At 36.1% G+C, this 15,081-nt stretch carries 15 protein-coding genes and 1 other annotated feature (1 of these 16 only partly in view); of the genes, 11 read left to right on the forward strand and 4 right to left on the reverse strand.

All coding sequences use genetic code 11. From position 1 onward, the window contains the following. Window positions 1-152, forward strand: a binding site (T-box leader) (it extends 66 nt beyond the left edge of the window). Between the two features lie 40 nt (window positions 153-192). The 6 genes from argS to SNE38_RS15685 all read left to right on the forward strand — a co-directional run bounded on the left by argS (window position 193) and on the right by SNE38_RS15685 (window position 6,648). After that, window positions 193-1,869, forward strand: a complete 1,677-nt coding sequence (gene argS, locus SNE38_RS15660; RefSeq protein WP_191702966.1) for an arginine--tRNA ligase — start codon at window positions 193-195, stop codon at window positions 1,867-1,869. Window positions 1,870-2,140: 271 nt separating this feature from the next. Further along, the gene (locus SNE38_RS15665; RefSeq protein WP_336046851.1) at window positions 2,141-2,722 is read left to right on the forward strand and encodes a GNAT family N-acetyltransferase; all 582 of its coding nucleotides are present in this window, start codon (window positions 2,141-2,143) and stop codon (window positions 2,720-2,722) included. 204 nt (window positions 2,723-2,926) lie between these two features. Next, window positions 2,927-3,988, forward strand: a complete 1,062-nt coding sequence (locus SNE38_RS15670; protein WP_191702968.1) for a 3'-5' exonuclease — start codon at window positions 2,927-2,929, stop codon at window positions 3,986-3,988. A 103-nt stretch (window positions 3,989-4,091) separates the two neighbouring features. Continuing rightward, a complete protein-coding gene (gene coaW, locus SNE38_RS15675; RefSeq protein WP_191702969.1) occupies window positions 4,092-4,928 on the forward strand; it encodes a type II pantothenate kinase in 837 nt (278 codons plus the stop codon). A 125-nt stretch (window positions 4,929-5,053) separates the two neighbouring features. Then, window positions 5,054-5,455, forward strand: a complete 402-nt coding sequence (locus SNE38_RS15680; RefSeq protein ID WP_318247669.1) for a MarR family winged helix-turn-helix transcriptional regulator — start codon at window positions 5,054-5,056, stop codon at window positions 5,453-5,455. Window positions 5,456-5,460: 5 nt separating this feature from the next. After that, complete coding sequence (locus tag SNE38_RS15685; RefSeq protein ID WP_191702971.1) at window positions 5,461-6,648, forward strand: MFS transporter; 1,188 nt, start codon at window positions 5,461-5,463, stop codon at window positions 6,646-6,648. Window positions 6,649-6,695: 47 nt separating this feature from the next. Here SNE38_RS15685 and SNE38_RS15690 read toward each other — a convergent pair whose 3' ends face one another. Beyond that, window positions 6,696-7,091, reverse strand: coding sequence for a ribonuclease HI family protein (locus SNE38_RS15690; protein ID WP_191702972.1), 396 nt, complete (start codon window positions 7,089-7,091; stop codon window positions 6,696-6,698). 113 nt (window positions 7,092-7,204) lie between these two features. Here SNE38_RS15690 and SNE38_RS15695 point away from each other — a divergent pair, with 113 nt between their 5' ends. After that, entirely contained in the window at window positions 7,205-7,396 is a 192-nt protein-coding gene (locus tag SNE38_RS15695) for a zinc-finger domain-containing protein (protein ID WP_191699357.1), read from the forward strand. A gap of 722 nt (window positions 7,397-8,118) precedes the next feature. On the opposite strand, the gene SNE38_RS15700 is transcribed toward SNE38_RS15695, so the two are convergent. Together SNE38_RS15700 and SNE38_RS15705 are read right to left on the reverse strand one after the other, a co-directional pair. Further along, window positions 8,119-9,102 (reverse strand): SEC-C metal-binding domain-containing protein, encoded by a 984-nt coding sequence (locus SNE38_RS15700; protein ID WP_191702973.1) that lies wholly within the window; start codon window positions 9,100-9,102, stop codon window positions 8,119-8,121. Window positions 9,103-9,323: 221 nt separating this feature from the next. Then, the gene (locus SNE38_RS15705; protein ID WP_191702974.1) at window positions 9,324-10,223 is read right to left on the reverse strand and encodes a DMT family transporter; all 900 of its coding nucleotides are present in this window, start codon (window positions 10,221-10,223) and stop codon (window positions 9,324-9,326) included. Window positions 10,224-10,367: 144 nt separating this feature from the next. On the opposite strand from SNE38_RS15705, the gene SNE38_RS15710 reads away from it, so the two are divergent. The 3 genes from SNE38_RS15710 (at window position 10,368) to SNE38_RS15720 (ending at window position 12,808) form a co-directional block, all read left to right on the forward strand. Then, entirely contained in the window at window positions 10,368-11,258 is an 891-nt protein-coding gene (locus tag SNE38_RS15710) for a LysR family transcriptional regulator (protein WP_336046852.1), read from the forward strand. Further along, complete coding sequence (locus tag SNE38_RS15715) at window positions 11,252-11,914, forward strand: phosphopantothenoylcysteine decarboxylase domain-containing protein (protein ID WP_336046853.1); 663 nt, start codon at window positions 11,252-11,254, stop codon at window positions 11,912-11,914. Before SNE38_RS15710 ends, SNE38_RS15715 begins: the two co-directional genes overlap by 7 nt. Before the next feature lie 81 nt (window positions 11,915-11,995). Then, complete coding sequence (locus SNE38_RS15720; RefSeq protein WP_336046854.1) at window positions 11,996-12,808, forward strand: VOC family protein; 813 nt, start codon at window positions 11,996-11,998, stop codon at window positions 12,806-12,808. A 46-nt stretch (window positions 12,809-12,854) separates the two neighbouring features. Here the strand turns inward: SNE38_RS15720 and SNE38_RS15725 are convergent, their stop codons facing one another. Continuing rightward, entirely contained in the window at window positions 12,855-13,055 is a 201-nt protein-coding gene (locus SNE38_RS15725) for a cold-shock protein (protein ID WP_191702978.1), read from the reverse strand. A gap of 192 nt (window positions 13,056-13,247) precedes the next feature. On the opposite strand from SNE38_RS15725, the gene SNE38_RS15730 reads away from it, so the two are divergent. Then, window positions 13,248-14,927 (forward strand): formate--tetrahydrofolate ligase, encoded by a 1,680-nt coding sequence (locus tag SNE38_RS15730; protein ID WP_336046857.1) that lies wholly within the window; start codon window positions 13,248-13,250, stop codon window positions 14,925-14,927. The last annotated feature ends 154 nt before the right edge of the window (window positions 14,928-15,081 follow it).

The raw sequence follows: 15,081 nt of genomic DNA on the forward strand, positions 1-15,081 counted from the left end.
CTGGTGCAAAATATGTAAATGAAACGCACTTTGGAGAAGCAACCTGAAATGAAGTAGGGAAGCCGGGGAGTCACCTCGTTAGCAATGGAAAGTGGTCACAATTTTGTGGCAACTAGAGTGGTACCACGGGATTCCTCGCTCTCGTCTCTAATATTGGAGACGAGGGCTTTTTATATTGGAGGGGAATAGCTGATGAACAGAAAAATTGCGGAAATTTTATTGCATGCAGTAGAAGAGGATTTCACAGTTCAGGAAATCGAAAAGCTGTTGGAAAAACCAAAGTATGAGCACTTAGGAGATGTCGCGTTTCCATGCTTTACATTGGCAAGAAATTTCAAAAGATCACCGAATAGCATTGCGGAAGAAATAGGCAGCAACATCAACGATCCATTTATTCAAAAGGTTCAAGTTGTTGGCGGCTATATTAATTTGTTTTTAAATAAAGTACAAGTAACGAAAGAGGTATTGAGAGAAATTACATTATTAAAGGGAAAGTATGGTCAAAAACAAAATAATAATGAGAATGTGGTAATAGATTTTTCATCACCAAATATTGCAAAGCCATTTTCAATGGGGCATTTGCGCTCTACTGTAATAGGGAATGCACTCGCAAACATTGCAGAGAAAAATGGTTATTATGTTTTGCGTGTCAATCATTTAGGTGATTGGGGTACACAATTCGGGAAATTAATTGTGGCATACCGACTATGGGGCGCTAAAGAACAAGTGGAAGCTGCACCGATTGAGGAGCTATTAAAGTTATATGTAAAGTTCCACGACGAAGCGGAAATGTGTGAAGATTTAAATGATAAAGCAAGAGCAGCCTTTAAAGCACTGGAAGAAAATGAACAAAGTGCACTTGAATTATGGAGTTGGTTTAAACGCGCTTCGTTACAGGAATTTATGCAAATTTATGAGCAACTTAATATTCAATTTAATGCGTATGAAGGAGAAGCTTTTTACAATGACAAAATGCAGTCGATTGTCGATGAATTAAAAGATAAGCAGTTACTAACACAATCTGATGGTGCGAATGTCGTCCGTCTAGAAGATATGCCTCCTTGCTTGATTACGAAGCAAGATGGGGCCACGTTATATGCAACACGGGATTTAGCAGCTGCTTTTTATAGACAGGCAAACTATAAACCATCAAAAATCTATTATGTAGTAGGAAATGAGCAGACACTGCATTTTAAACAAGTGTTTCATGTTATTGAGAAAATGGGCTATTCATGGTCAAAAGATTTACAGCATGTACCATTTGGAATGATGCTTAAAGACGGTAAAAAGATGTCTACACGTAAAGGTAGAGTGATTCTTCTAAAAGATGTATTAAAGGAAGCAGTGGAAACGGCCTCTAAAAATATTGAAGAGAAAAATCCGAGTTTACGAAACAAGCAGGAGATTGCCAAGCAGGTTGGAATTGGTGCAGTTATATTTAATGATTTAAAAAATTATCGTTTGAACGATGTTGAGTTCTCTTTACAGCAAATGTTGAATTTTGAAGGGGAAACAGGACCATATGTGCAATATACGCATGCGCGAATTCATTCTATTTTAGAAAAGGCGAAATTTACGGTTCATGAAGAAATACCGATAGAAGAGCTGGAGGAATCAGCATGGGGGATTGTTCTGCTGCTCGAGCAATATCCACAAGTTATATCAGATAGCCTTGAGCAGGCGGACCCTTCCATTGTGGCAAAATATGTACTGCAATTAGCACGAGTATTTAATAAATATTATGCTCATACGAAAATATTAGTTGAAGATGAAAAAATGGAAAGTCGTTTAGTATTATGCTTTTCTGTGGCAACAGTTTTGAAGGATGGAATGAGACTGTTAGGGGTGCAATCTCCGGAAAGTATGTAAATTTAGAGGCATCAGTAATCTGCTGGTGCCTTCTTATTATGAAATGCGAAGGGTAAAATAGTTAAAATTTCCAATTAACATTGTGTAAGGTGGTAAACTATGCGAAAATTTATTTGAATATTTAAAATTTATAAGGGGGATTTGGAAAGGCTTCCGAAGTTATTACAGACGTATTTAAAAATATAATTAAGGAAAATAAAACCTTTGATTATAATGACAATGTATTTAAAATAGCGGAAATTTAGAGGAATTCACAGGAGGGGGAGATTATATGGAAAACATACTTTTAGAAAATGAAATTGTCTTATTAAAGCCTATTGAAATCGGTGATATCGAAGGCATAACGAAAGCAGCTAACGATGAGCGGATTTGGGAGCATATGTCGGTTAGTTTACTTGATCTTGCGTCAGTTGAAAGCTATGTAAAAAACGCTATCGTAGAACGTGAAAAAGGCATTACATATACATTTGTTGTAATCGAAAAGAAAATGAATAGGATTGTTGGTTGTACATCTTTTCTGGATATATCCCTTCCTCATAGACGAGTGGAAATAGGGTCTACATGGTATCAACCAAGTGTTTGGCGTTCGGCTATAAATACAAATTGCAAGTTTTTATTGTTGCAGTATTGTTTTGAGGAGCTCCAGCTGAATCGTGTACAGATTAAGACAGGTCATGAAAATTTCCGATCTCAAAAAGCAATCGAGCGGATTGGGGCAGTGAAGGAAGGGGTACTCCGCAGCCATATGATTCGAAAGGAAGGGACAATTCGCCATACTGTTATGTATAGCATTGTTTCAGAAGAGTGGGAAAAGGTGAAGGCAAAGTTTACCACAGAATTATTCAATCTGTGAGATGAAATCTATTAACATAGATGAATGTTTATTGTTGAAGATAGATAATATTCCAACATAAAAATACATGTTTTTTATCTTTTAGCGTTATTAATGCAGAATATACGAACATACCGTGTCAGACGCTGTTTTTTCATATACAATAGAAAGAGCATTATTTTATTTTAAATAGGATCGGTTATTAAAATAGTAGGTGAAAAAAAATTGGGAAGAACAAAAACATATATAAGTATTGATGTAGAAGCTGCGCTTATTCGAGGTAAGCAATATATTATCGAAATCGGTGCGGTAAAATGGTTGCCTGACGGTACTACCGAAACTTTTACACAATTAATACAACCATATAAATTTAAAAGGCTGAATGTACATATTCAAAAATTAACGGGTATTACAACAGAGCAACTACTGGATGCACCTTCATTTAAGGAAGCATTTTATAAATTTAAACGCTGGTGTAAGCAGGATTATATATTTTTAACATTTGGGGAATTTGATCGGAAAGTGTTGGAAGAAGAATTATCGCGTAATTACATAAAAAATGATTGTCTATATCCAATGATTGATTTTCAGCAAAAATATATGATTGCAAATGGTATAAAAGAGCAGCCTTCATTAGGTGGATTAATGGCACAGCTTGGATTGGAAAATGAAACACAGCATCGTGCTTTAGCGGATGCAGCAAGTCTTCTTTCAATTTTTATGGAAGTAGATGGAGAAAATTTAATCAAACAGCAGCAAACTAACGATTTTTTATTATTATTGACGAATTTCCGTATGCTTGAAACAACATATGAATTGGTGATTTCGACTACATATTGTAAAGTTGAAGATGAGCAAGTACATATCCAATCAATGCAAACATTTCGAGATGAACTCCCTTTTACCGTTTATACGGTTGAACAACAAAATGAAGAGGGAGAAGTCACAACAATAGAAAGAATCAACATTAAACCAAATGAGCAGGCGAAGCAGCTGTTGCAGCAAATCTCTTATGATGCAAAGGGTAAAATTCTAATTTCCCGAACACCTTTGCGTTCTATGTCAAAAATATTAAAGTTGCACAATGTAGCTTTGCCAAAAACAGAAGTTATGACCTTAACAAATTTATTGAAAAAAGAAGAGATAATTGGGCTTTTTCATTTAGTAGAAGAATCTACTCATGCCTATGAATCAAAAATTTTACGCCTAGTGCGCCAGTATGAGCATGTATTTGTTGAAGAGTTTCACAAACGTGCTTTAACCGAAAAGCATACAATTCAAGTATAATAAATTCTCCACTCGTGGGAGAATTTTTCTTTATTGCGCCAGTCCATTAAGTTATGATAGGGTAGTACGAATTACTCGTGGGAATGATAAAGGAGATTATTTTATGTCAACATGGATTGGAATTGATACAGGGGGTACGTTGACAAAGCTTGCCTATATGAATGATCAGCAAGAGCTTACATTGACAGTCTTTCCATCTAATGAAATGCACTTAGTTAAAGAATGGTTGGAAAAACATCCTCAAGTAGAAGAGATTGGCTTAACAGGGGGACGAACTGAACAATTACGAGACGTTTTAAAAACGATGAAATCGATTCAATATATTGTAGAGTTTGAAGCAACATTAAAAGGTGTGCGCTATTTACTGGAAAAAGAAGGCCATACTATCTCTCAAAGTATCATTACAAATATCGGTACGGGGACATCAATCCATTATATGGATGGGAATTTCCATAAGCGTGTTGGAGGTACGGGCGTTGGTGGGGGGACATTAATTGGACTTGCTACGATTATGACTGGTATTTCCGATTTTGATGAGATCAAATCAAATGCTTTTGAAGGTAGCCGTGATGGAATCGATTTACTTGTAAAGGATATATACCAAGGGATGGATACACCGATTGACGGAAATTTAACAGCTAGTAATTTTGGTAAAGTAGGCATTACTGAACGACGTGAATTTGACCAAAATGATGTTTTGGCGACAACTCAAGGGCTGATTGGTGAAGTAATCTCAACTTTAAGCATTCAGCTGGCAGAGCAACACCAAACGGATTATATTGTATATATTGGATCCACATTAATAGATAACATACAGCTAATAAAGGTAATAGAACATTATACAATTTTAAAAAAGCATAAACCGATATTTTTAAGAGATTGCGGATTTTCCGGTGCAATCGGTGCGTTAATGAATATTCGTGAGCATTATAAAATATAAATTAAAGCATTTAAGCTAGTAAAATAGTTTAAATGCTTTTTTTTCAATCTTACTTTACATATTTTTTATAGAGGCGTAATATAGAGATTAAATTATTTAGGTAGGTAAATAAATTGGAGGTAAATGTGTTGAATGAGTTATTTCATATGTTTTTTCAACAAAATCGTTATTTAGTCAATAAATTAAATGAAGTATTAAAGCCACACGGTCTTTTTAGTTCACAATGGACAATACTCTTTTTGCTGCATCAAGATGGACCAATGTCACTGACGGCTATTTGGAAATATTTAAATGTAGAAGCACCAACTGTAACAAGAACAGTCAACCGTTTGGAAACACTAGGCTGGGTAGAAAGACAGTATGGAATGGACAAGCGTGAAAAAATAATATCCTTAACAAAGAAAGGGTTGGAACAGTTTCCGCCAATAGCAGCATCAGTCCGATCGTTCGAACAGGAAATTGAAAAAAAATTATCGCAGCAAGATCAGGAACTCTTAAAGGGGATACTTAAAAAGATAGAAGGTTAATGAGAATGGAGCAACAAAATCAGCAAAACAAAATTTTTACTAAGCAATTTATTAGCTTATTTTTTACAAACATGTCAGTATTTTTTGTGTTTTACGGTCTAATCACGACATTGCCGCTATATGCAATCGGTGTGCTAGGGAAATCGGATGATGATTCAGGATTACTCGTTACAGTATTTTTAATCTCGGCAATAATTGTCAGACCGTTTTGCGGGAAATTGCTAGAAGTATTTGGAAAGAAAAAAATGCTTATCATCAGTCTTGCCTTTTATTTGGCATGCACAATACTATATATTTTCTTTAAACCATTTATTTTATTGCTGGCACTAAGATTTTTCCAAGGAATATGGTTTAGTATTGCTACAACAGCATCTGGCTCGTTGGCAGCAGATATTATTCCAGCTAAACGTAAAGGCACAGGGTTAGGCTACTTTACAATGTCGACGAATTTAGCCGTTGTATTCGGACCATTTATAGGGTTACTTATCATACAATACGCAAGCTTCAATGTACTATTTATTGTGTTATCTGCTTTTGTTGCAGCTGGCGGTTTGCTGGCATTAACAATACCGGTTGAAGAAAATTATGTAACACCAGTGCAGGGAAGTAAATTTAAATTTTCATTTAATGATTTATTTGAAAAAAGAGCATTGCCGACTGCTGCCATAGCTTGTTTAATTGCATTTTCGTATGCCAGCATTTTATCATTTTTATCGTTATATGCAGAAGAACGAAATTTACTTACAGTAGCGAGTTATTTCTATGCTGTGTTTGCAGTCGCGATGATTGCAGTTCGTCCGTTTACAGGGAGAATTTATGATACATTCGGAGCAAAATACGTTATAATCCCATCGTTCGTTCTCTTTAGTATTGGTTTAGTAATACTTGCCAATGCTCAGCAGGCAATACCTTTTTTATTGTCGGCCATATTTATAGGGATCGGTTATGGGACATTAACAACGAGTTTTCAATCTTTATGCATCCAGTCGACTTCACCTATGCGCAGCGGATATGCAACAGCTACGTACTTTACGTTATTCGATATAGGGATTGCAGTTGGCTCGTATGTTTTTGGGGTTGTAGCAGTAGCTGCAGGCTATAAGACTGTTTACATGAGCTCAGCTGTTTTAGTTTTCATTATATTAGTGATTTACTTGCTGTCGCTTGGAAAACTGCAAAATCAATCGGAATAGTAAAAAACGATTCATTTATACCTTAGCTGGATAAATGAATCGTTTTATTATTGTTCTGAATTTTTAAGTATTGCTTCCCGTGCAAGGGCGTCGGCGGCTTTATTTTCTTTATCTGGAATCCATTTAATAAAATACAGCTCAAATTGTTTAATGAGTGCCATTGCTTCCAATAAATACGGTTTAAATTCTTCATTTTTAACATATTCTTTGTCAACGGAGCTCACTACAATCTTTGAATCCGACCGCATTGAAACGAAGGTGGCGCCAATTTTCAACGCTTCTTCTAATCCTCTTACCAATGCCGTAAATTCGGCTATATGATTATTTGTAGTGCCTATTGGTTCACTTATCTTAATATGATGACCTTCACCTTTAATAAAAATGCCAATTCCGCTCGGACCCGGATTGCCGGCACTAGCGCCATCAATATAAACTTCCAGCATAAAACCGCTCCTTTTTAATTTGCTTATACTCAGTATAGCAAAACGTTTGAAAGTTGGAGAAAAATAAAAAAATAGCGTACAATAGAAAATCATATTAAAAGGAGGTACATGAATTGAATAAAGTGGATGTGATGAAAGACATTGATGAATTAATGGATACTTATTGTTCAGACTGTCTAGTCATTCGTGACCTTCGTAAAGAACGTGGAAAACACGGTGCTCATCGTTTTTGTATAGAATCTTGTACAGTGGGGGAACAACTTCAATTTCTAGGGCAAGAAATGATGAAAATTTACGAAAAATAATAATTTTATGAAGCGTACTATTGAAAAATAATGTTTTTTTGATATAATAATTAAGTATTTCTTATTTACCTATTTTAAATCTCTGGTACAGATTTATGCAATGTAGGTAAAGCCAATCGACGGAGTGGTATCCGTTGAAAAGTCTCTTCATTTTTATCCCTTTTATGAAAAAGGGAAAGGAACAATTTGCAATGAGCTGCGCATAACAGCTCATTTGCAAATTGTTTTTTTGTTATATTTAAATAGTAATTTTACCCTTATATTTTAAAAGTAAGGTTATCATACAAATATTGGACTCATCACCATAACATGGGGATGCTTTTTTTTATGAAATCTCTCTTAATTGATTGATGGGCAACGGTAAGACAACGATAAAGCCACGTGATAAAGTAAATTCATTAGTGCTCTCCTAAAATAAGGGGAGATTTTACCGTTATTTGAATAGTGTAGCTCATTTTTAAGGTAAATAAGGGAACGTTTTACCGTTATTTTAAATAAAACTGTGAATTTCATGTTTTTTAGGTCAATAACGGAAATTCCTTCCGTTATTTTCACTATTTTTTATGTTATTTTAAAAATAACGGAAATTCGTTCCTCTATTTTTCTTGTTACGCAATTAAATATATAAAAGCTTTGGAGCCACGCCGCCCGGAAAGCAGGTATAATCCAAAGCAAACTAAAAGCTACTTTCGACGTCTCGAAAGTAGCTTTTAGCTTTTGTATTATTGCTTTTCTTTATAGAAAACCGATAATTCCTGATAGTATTTATTTAAAGAAGATGGTGATACGCTAAAGCTCTCACCGATTTCTTTGACAGTGAACTTTTGTTCAAATAGATCATGTTCCTGACCGAATCGTACAGCACCGGCAGCAATTGCACCAGCTTTACGTGCAGAAGGCTGTTTTTCGATTAAATAATCTTCTACAACCATTACAAAGTCATCATTGTTAATCGACTTGTCGGCCATAAATTCCTTAAGCTGTTCCACTACTTCCTGCTCGAAAGGTGTAAACTCTTCGCCTTCATAGCCATTCTCTACTAAACCTTCCCATAATAATAAATGGTTTTCTTTAGCAAATTGTTCGACAGATAATTTACTTGCTTTAAAAGCGTTTGTAAACTGTTCAAATGAGATTGCATGTTCTTTATGGAAGAAGATTAATGTTGATACAGCTAGTACATGATTTTTTTCGTTCGAACCATCTGGCAATAAAAATGCGAACACGCGCATGCCTAATGGAATCGATTTATGGCTTTCTCGTTGGATTTGATAAGTTGTTCCATCCAAAGCAGAAATCGCTGTAAAGTATTGATCTTCTACTTCTTCAACTGTCCCAATGAAGAAAATAGGCTGTTCCCATGATTTTAACAGCTCAATCATTGATGGGCGAACGGCTTTTTTAGCCACCTTTGCCAAGAAATTTTTCCAAATATCAGGGCGTTGGTGGAAGAAGTACTCATCCAATGCTACCGCTTCAACTAATTCCTTATGCAATTTCTTTTCAAGCTTTGGTGCCCATTTACGAACTAATTCCATAAATTCGCGAATATCTTTTCTTTCTGGGTAATTGCTATAGAATGTTTGCAGTACATTTTCAATTTCTTCTTGGAAAACGTTCACAGAAGTTACTTGATTTTTACCTTCACAGCACTTCTTGTATTTTTTTCCACTACCGCATGGGCATGGGTCATTTCGTCCAACCATTGTAACACTTCCTTTAATACAACTTTTAAATACTAATACCGCAGTATTGCTACTATTAATAATAACGTCAGATTGTTATTATTGAAACTGATTATCTTTTTTGAACTATCAGAAAGATTGTTGCATTTTAGATTATATTAAATTATATACAAAAATAGAACAATAATAGATAGATTAAAAAAAAAAGAGACACCGCAAGCATTTTGCTATGTCTCTTCATATTATATCATTGTTTCGGAATGTGGTGCTGCAGGTAACTTTTTCATGAATATAAATTGTTCAAGTTGAGCAACAGTATTCCCAATTAAGATAAAGGCCCCTCCAATTACGAGCTGAGAAGTTAACCCTTCGCCGAGGAAAATTATTGCGAATATTGCAGCAAAAATCGGCTCAAGCGAAAAAATCAATCCAGTATGTGTCGGAGAAGTATATTGTTGTACAACAGCTTGGGCGATAAAGCAAAATGCCGTACATATAATACCTAAACCTAAAATAGCTACCCATCCGGATGAAGTTGAAGGCAGTTTAGGAGATTCATACAATATAGTAAAGAGTGCTCCAAATAGGCCTGCGACACCTAATTGATATACGCCATAAGAGATTGATTCTACATTTTTTGTAAATCTACTATTTAAGATTATGTAAATGGAATAGCATATGGCTGCAATAGCAACTAATATATCGCCAGTTTTAAAAGCGAGAGAATCATCAAATGTTAAAATGGTAATACCGATCATTGTTGCTACAACGGCAAAACTGACTGCCCGTGATGGAAGGCGTTTTTCCATAAAGCTTGTAATAATCGGTACTAATACGACAGTTAGGCTTAATATAAAGCCCGCATTTCCTGCAGAAGTTGTTTTTAACCCAAATAATGATAAAGCAAAAACTGAAAATATCAAAAATCCTTGGACGGATGCGTACAGAATCGTTTTTATATTTACGCGTAACATTTTAGGTAAAAAGATAAGCCCCGCGATAATAAATGCAATTAAACATCGTAATGCTACAACATTATACGCCTCTAAAACTTCCAATCCCATAACCATAAAGGTGTAGGATATGCCCCAGAACATTGTAACTATTACCATCAAAATATTTGCTTTTCCTTGTAAACTCACCGTCGTCACCACATTTCCAAAGTATCAATATATTACTGTTATAAAACAGTATAAAACATGATATTGTTATTAGTAAAACGAATGTTTATAATGTTAATTATGAAAAAAATTCATGATGAAATCATGTGTTTGGAGTGAAATAGAATGAGTCTCGTTAAATATGAAATTTTAAATAAAGTAGCAGAAGTGCACAGTTTTACTAAAGCGGCAACTAGTCTAGGGTTAACACAATCTGCTGTAAGCCATGCTATATCCAGCCTGGAAAAGGAATTTGGGTTTAATTTAATTCATCGAAATCGGACTGGTGTTACCTTAACGGAGGATGGAATGCAAATGCTGTATGAAATGCGAAAAGTTCTGTTGGCTCAGGAGCATTTGCAACAAGCGGCCTCCAATATTTTAGGGGTAAGTAAAGGTACCGTTCGTATAGGTTTAATATCAACAATTTCGACGCACTGGATGCCTAATATTATTCATATTATGGATTCTCATTATCCAGGAATTCGCATCGAACTTCGTGAAGGGGATTACTATGAAATTGAACAGTGGTTATTAAAAGGAGAAGTAGACTGTGGTTTTTTGAATCGCACTAGCTCTAAACAGTTTGACTTTATGCCTTTAAAACGGGATCCTCTATTATGTATTGTGTCGTCACATAGTCCACTATATGATAGAACAGAGATAGATTTATTGGAAATAGGAGACACACCTATTATTATGCCTTCCTATAAAGGAACAAATGATGTAATGACAACATTTGAGAAATACGGTGTGCAGCCGAATATACGCTTTGAACTTTACGACGAGAAGGCGATAGCATCCATGGTGGAGCATAATGTTGGCATCAGTATTTTACCTGAAATGGCGATATCAATGTTACCGGATAATGTTAAGGCGTTACCGCTCGCTCAGGAAAGTTTTCGGACAATCGGTTTATCGACAAAGCAAAAACTTTCACCGGCCTCAAAAAAATTCGTGGAAGTACTAAAAAATTGGCTAGCAAATGCAGAAACAAAAGGGGAACAGCTATGTTAACAGGAAAAAAGGTATTAATAACAAGTGGCGGTACATTTGAAAAGTGGGATAATGTGCGAGGCCATACGAACTTATCAAAAGGTACGATGGGCTGCTATTTAGCAGAAGCCGCCTTTGAAAAAGGTGCCGACATTACGTATATGCATGGTGTCTTTACACAGCTTCCAGAGCATAAAGATGATATGAAGCTTATAAAATTTGAAGGAATTGAAGACTTAGGGGAAAAGCTGAAACAATTATTGCAATCAGAGCAAATTGATTATGTCATTATGGCGGTAGCTGGATCCGATTGGCTTATAGATAAAGTGTTTGATCAAAGTGGAAACGAGCTTACTGAAAAAGGGAAGATGCCGTCTGATGAACCGCCAATCATTCATTTTAAAAAGGCACCAAAAATATTATCACAAATAAAAAACTGGTCACCGGATACAACGCTAATAGGTTTTAAACTGGAAGCAACCGATGATGAGCAATTTTTAATGGAACGAGCAACATTGCGAATGGAAACGGCAAAAGCGGATTATATGGTCGCGAATAGCTCAAAATCACTATATGGTGCGATGGAGCCGCATTTTATTATTCACCGTTCAGGTAAGGTCGTAAAGGTAGATGGTAAACAAGCAGCAGCAATAGCCCTAGTCAATTTATTTTCATAGATGATTTTATCTATTTAAAATTTAAGGTTGATATTATAATTAGAATATTCTATTTATTTTAAATTGAAAAGAGGCTTAATAATGTATCAATTCGATCACCTAGTTCACTTTGTAAAACAGCCAGAAAAAACGATGCAAAAACTTCAGCAGGATGGAATCCATGTCGTGCCCGGTGGAAGCCATGAAGCATGGGGTACATATAATACGTTAAGTTATTTTGATATGTCCTATATTGAATTAATCGGCATAGAAAATGAAGAGAAGTTCAAGGAAGCGGCAAAACAGAAATATACATTACATGCCAGTTATGAACAAAATCGACGTAAAGATGGGTTGACACGATTTGCGATCCGCACACAAACGATTGAAGAAGATTCCGAAAAATTTAAACAAGCAGGATTGGAAGTTTTTGGTCCGGAACATTTTACTAGAACGCGTGACGACGGTTCGATAGTAGGCTGGCAATTGTTGTATATTGGCCATCCGAATGCAAAAATTGAGCTGCCATTTTTCATTCAATGGGATGAGGCGGATTCGGTTCGCCGTGAGGAACTAACAGAACGTGGTATAGTAGCACAGCATCCGTTAGGGAATTTAAAGCTGGATGCCATCCATTTTGCCGTCCCGAATTTTGATGATGTAGAGCAAATTGCTAAACTTTGCGAAGCTGAAATTTTGAAGAAGGAAGATCTGGAACAAAATGCTGAATACAGGATTGTTTTGTTAGGAGAGGTAAAACTCATTTTCATAAAGCCGGTCGGTGAAGGAATCGCCTGGAATTATATGATAGAAAATGGTTATGGCATAAAAAAGGCTGTACTTTCCGGGGGCACCGAGGACAAAACCCTTTCAATTGATGGTGCACGATACGAAATTTGCAAAGCAGTAAAATAAAAAAGAAGCTGTAAACGATATTTTACCGATTCGTTTACAGCTTTTCCTATTTTTTTATAACATTCGATGCTTGAAGACCTCGAATGCCATCAATTACATCAAATTCAACGACTTGTCCCTCATCAAGTGAACGAAATCCTTCTTCTTTTATGCCAGTAAAGTGTACAAAAACATCTTCACCATTATTACTTTCTATAAATCCGTAACCTTTTTCATTATCAAACCATTTTACAGTGCCTTGGTGCATCCGCTTTCTCCTCCGATACTGTCAAAATTCAATTGATGAAACATTAAGAGTACAGAATATTACGAATAAACTATATACTAAATCAACAAGTAATGTCAATAATTTGTCGATTTATGCGTTTAAATTTATTTATCGATTCTGATAAAACAGACTATAATAAGAAAGACTATATAAATGAAAGCAGGGCGAGATATGTCAACAACAACGAAAATACCGAAATCAGACATCGAAATAGCAAATGAGGCAACGATGAAGCCAATCGTTGAAATAGCTGAAAATGCAAAAATACCTTTAGATGCAGTGGAACAATATGGTCGCTTCAAAGCAAAAATTGATACGAGTAAAATTAGTGGTACAGCAAATGCAAAAGTGGTGCTTGTTACAGCGATTAGCCCTACACCAGCTGGAGAAGGAAAGTCTACAGTAACAGTAGGTTTAGCAGATGCCCTTCAACAATTGGATCAGCGTGTAATGGTTGCATTACGTGAACCGTCTTTAGGACCGGTAATGGGTGTTAAAGGTGGCGCAACAGGTGGAGGCTATGCACAAGTTTTACCGATGGAGCAAATTAACCTTCATTTTAATGGTGATTTCCACGCAATTACTACTGCAAATAATGCGTTATCAGCATTAATTGATAATCATATCCACCAAGGTAATGAACTTCATATTGATCCTCGCCGGATTATTTGGAAGCGTGTTGTTGATTTGAATGATCGTGCATTACGTCACGTTACAGTCGGATTAGGTGGACCATTACAAGGGGTACCTCGTGAAGATGGTTTTGATATTACGGTAGCATCGGAAATTATGGCGATTTTCTGTTTAGCAACTAGTATTCAGGATTTAAAGCAGCGCCTGGCACGTATCGTCATTGGTTATACATATGACCGTGAGCCTGTAACAGTAGGAGATTTAAAAGTAGAAGGTGCTTTAACTTTAATTTTAAAGGAAGCATTGGACCCAAACTTAGTACAAACAATTGAAGGTACTCCGGCTTTAATACATGGCGGACCGTTCGCAAATATTGCCCATGGGTGTAATTCAATTATTGCAACACAGACAGCCCGTAAACTTGCGGATATCGTCGTAACAGAAGCTGGTTTTGGATCGGATCTTGGTGCAGAAAAGTTTTTAAATATTAAAGCACGTGAAGCAGGCTTTGAACCGAGTGCTGTTGTAATTGTTGCGACAATTCGTGCCCTAAAAATGCATGGTGGTGTAGCAAAAGCGAATTTAGTGGAAGAGAATGTAGCAGCTTTACAGGATGGTATTGCAAATTTAGCGCAACATGTTTCGAATATACGTAATTTCGGTCTTGAGCCAGTCGTTGCGTTAAACCGATTTATTACGGATACGGAAAAAGAACTGCAAGCAGTATTACAATGGGCAGAAGCTAATGATGTTCGCATCGCTCGTACGAATGTGTGGGAAGAAGGCGGAAAAGGTGGAATTGAGCTTGCTCAACATGTGTTGGAAGTAATCGATCAGCCACACACTTACAAGCCTTTATATGAGCTTCAGGAAACGGTGGAGCAAAAATTAATTAAGATTGTACAGCAAGTATATGGCGGATTAGGTGTACAATTAACAGAAGTCGCAAAAAGACAATTGGCTGCTATTGAGAAAAACGGTTGGGATAACTTACCGATTTGTATGGCTAAAACACAATATTCATTATCTGATCAACCAGGCTTACTTGGTCGCCCGACTGATTTTGTTGTGACAATTCGTGAAATAATACCAAAACTTGGTGCAGGATTCTTAGTTTGCCTAACTGGAGATATTATGACAATGCCGGGATTACCTAAACAGCCAGCAGCATTAAAAATGGATGTTGCGGAAGATGGCAGTGCTGTAGGTCTTTTCTAATAAAAAATCCTAAAAAAGAAACGTATTCGTATATATGAACTGAACCCCGAATAGTGGACACTTTAAAAAAAAGTGACCTATTCGGGTTTTTTCTATTTTCATTACTAGAAATCCTCGTTATACTGACCATACGATTTAAGAACGGGAGAACATC

Origin of the sequence: Solibacillus ferritrahens, assembly GCF_037027585.1 — a bacterium.
Taxonomy (GTDB): domain Bacteria; phylum Bacillota; class Bacilli; order Bacillales_A; family Planococcaceae; genus Solibacillus; species Solibacillus ferritrahens.

What these genes read in the sequence shown, in the direction of transcription:
- coaW (WP_191702969.1), top strand. Translation starts at nt 4,092, where the DNA reads ATGTCAACATGGATTGGAATTGATACAGGGGGTACGTTGACAAAGCTT.
- argS (WP_191702966.1), top strand. Translation starts at nt 193, where the DNA reads ATGAACAGAAAAATTGCGGAAATTTTATTGCATGCAGTAGAAGAGGAT.
- SNE38_RS15715 (WP_336046853.1), top strand. Translation starts at nt 11,252, where the DNA reads ATGTTAACAGGAAAAAAGGTATTAATAACAAGTGGCGGTACATTTGAA.
- SNE38_RS15710 (WP_336046852.1), top strand. Translation starts at nt 10,368, where the DNA reads ATGAGTCTCGTTAAATATGAAATTTTAAATAAAGTAGCAGAAGTGCAC.
- SNE38_RS15665 (WP_336046851.1), top strand. Translation starts at nt 2,141, where the DNA reads ATGGAAAACATACTTTTAGAAAATGAAATTGTCTTATTAAAGCCTATT.
- SNE38_RS15730 (WP_336046857.1), top strand. Translation starts at nt 13,248, where the DNA reads ATGTCAACAACAACGAAAATACCGAAATCAGACATCGAAATAGCAAAT.
- SNE38_RS15685 (WP_191702971.1), top strand. Translation starts at nt 5,461, where the DNA reads ATGGAGCAACAAAATCAGCAAAACAAAATTTTTACTAAGCAATTTATT.
- SNE38_RS15720 (WP_336046854.1), top strand. Translation starts at nt 11,996, where the DNA reads ATGTATCAATTCGATCACCTAGTTCACTTTGTAAAACAGCCAGAAAAA.
- SNE38_RS15690 (WP_191702972.1), bottom strand. Translation starts at nt 7,091, where the DNA reads ATGCTGGAAGTTTATATTGATGGCGCTAGTGCCGGCAATCCGGGTCCG.
- SNE38_RS15725 (WP_191702978.1), bottom strand. Translation starts at nt 13,055, where the DNA reads ATGCACCAAGGCACTGTAAAATGGTTTGATAATGAAAAAGGTTACGGA.
- SNE38_RS15700 (WP_191702973.1), bottom strand. Translation starts at nt 9,102, where the DNA reads ATGGTTGGACGAAATGACCCATGCCCATGCGGTAGTGGAAAAAAATAC.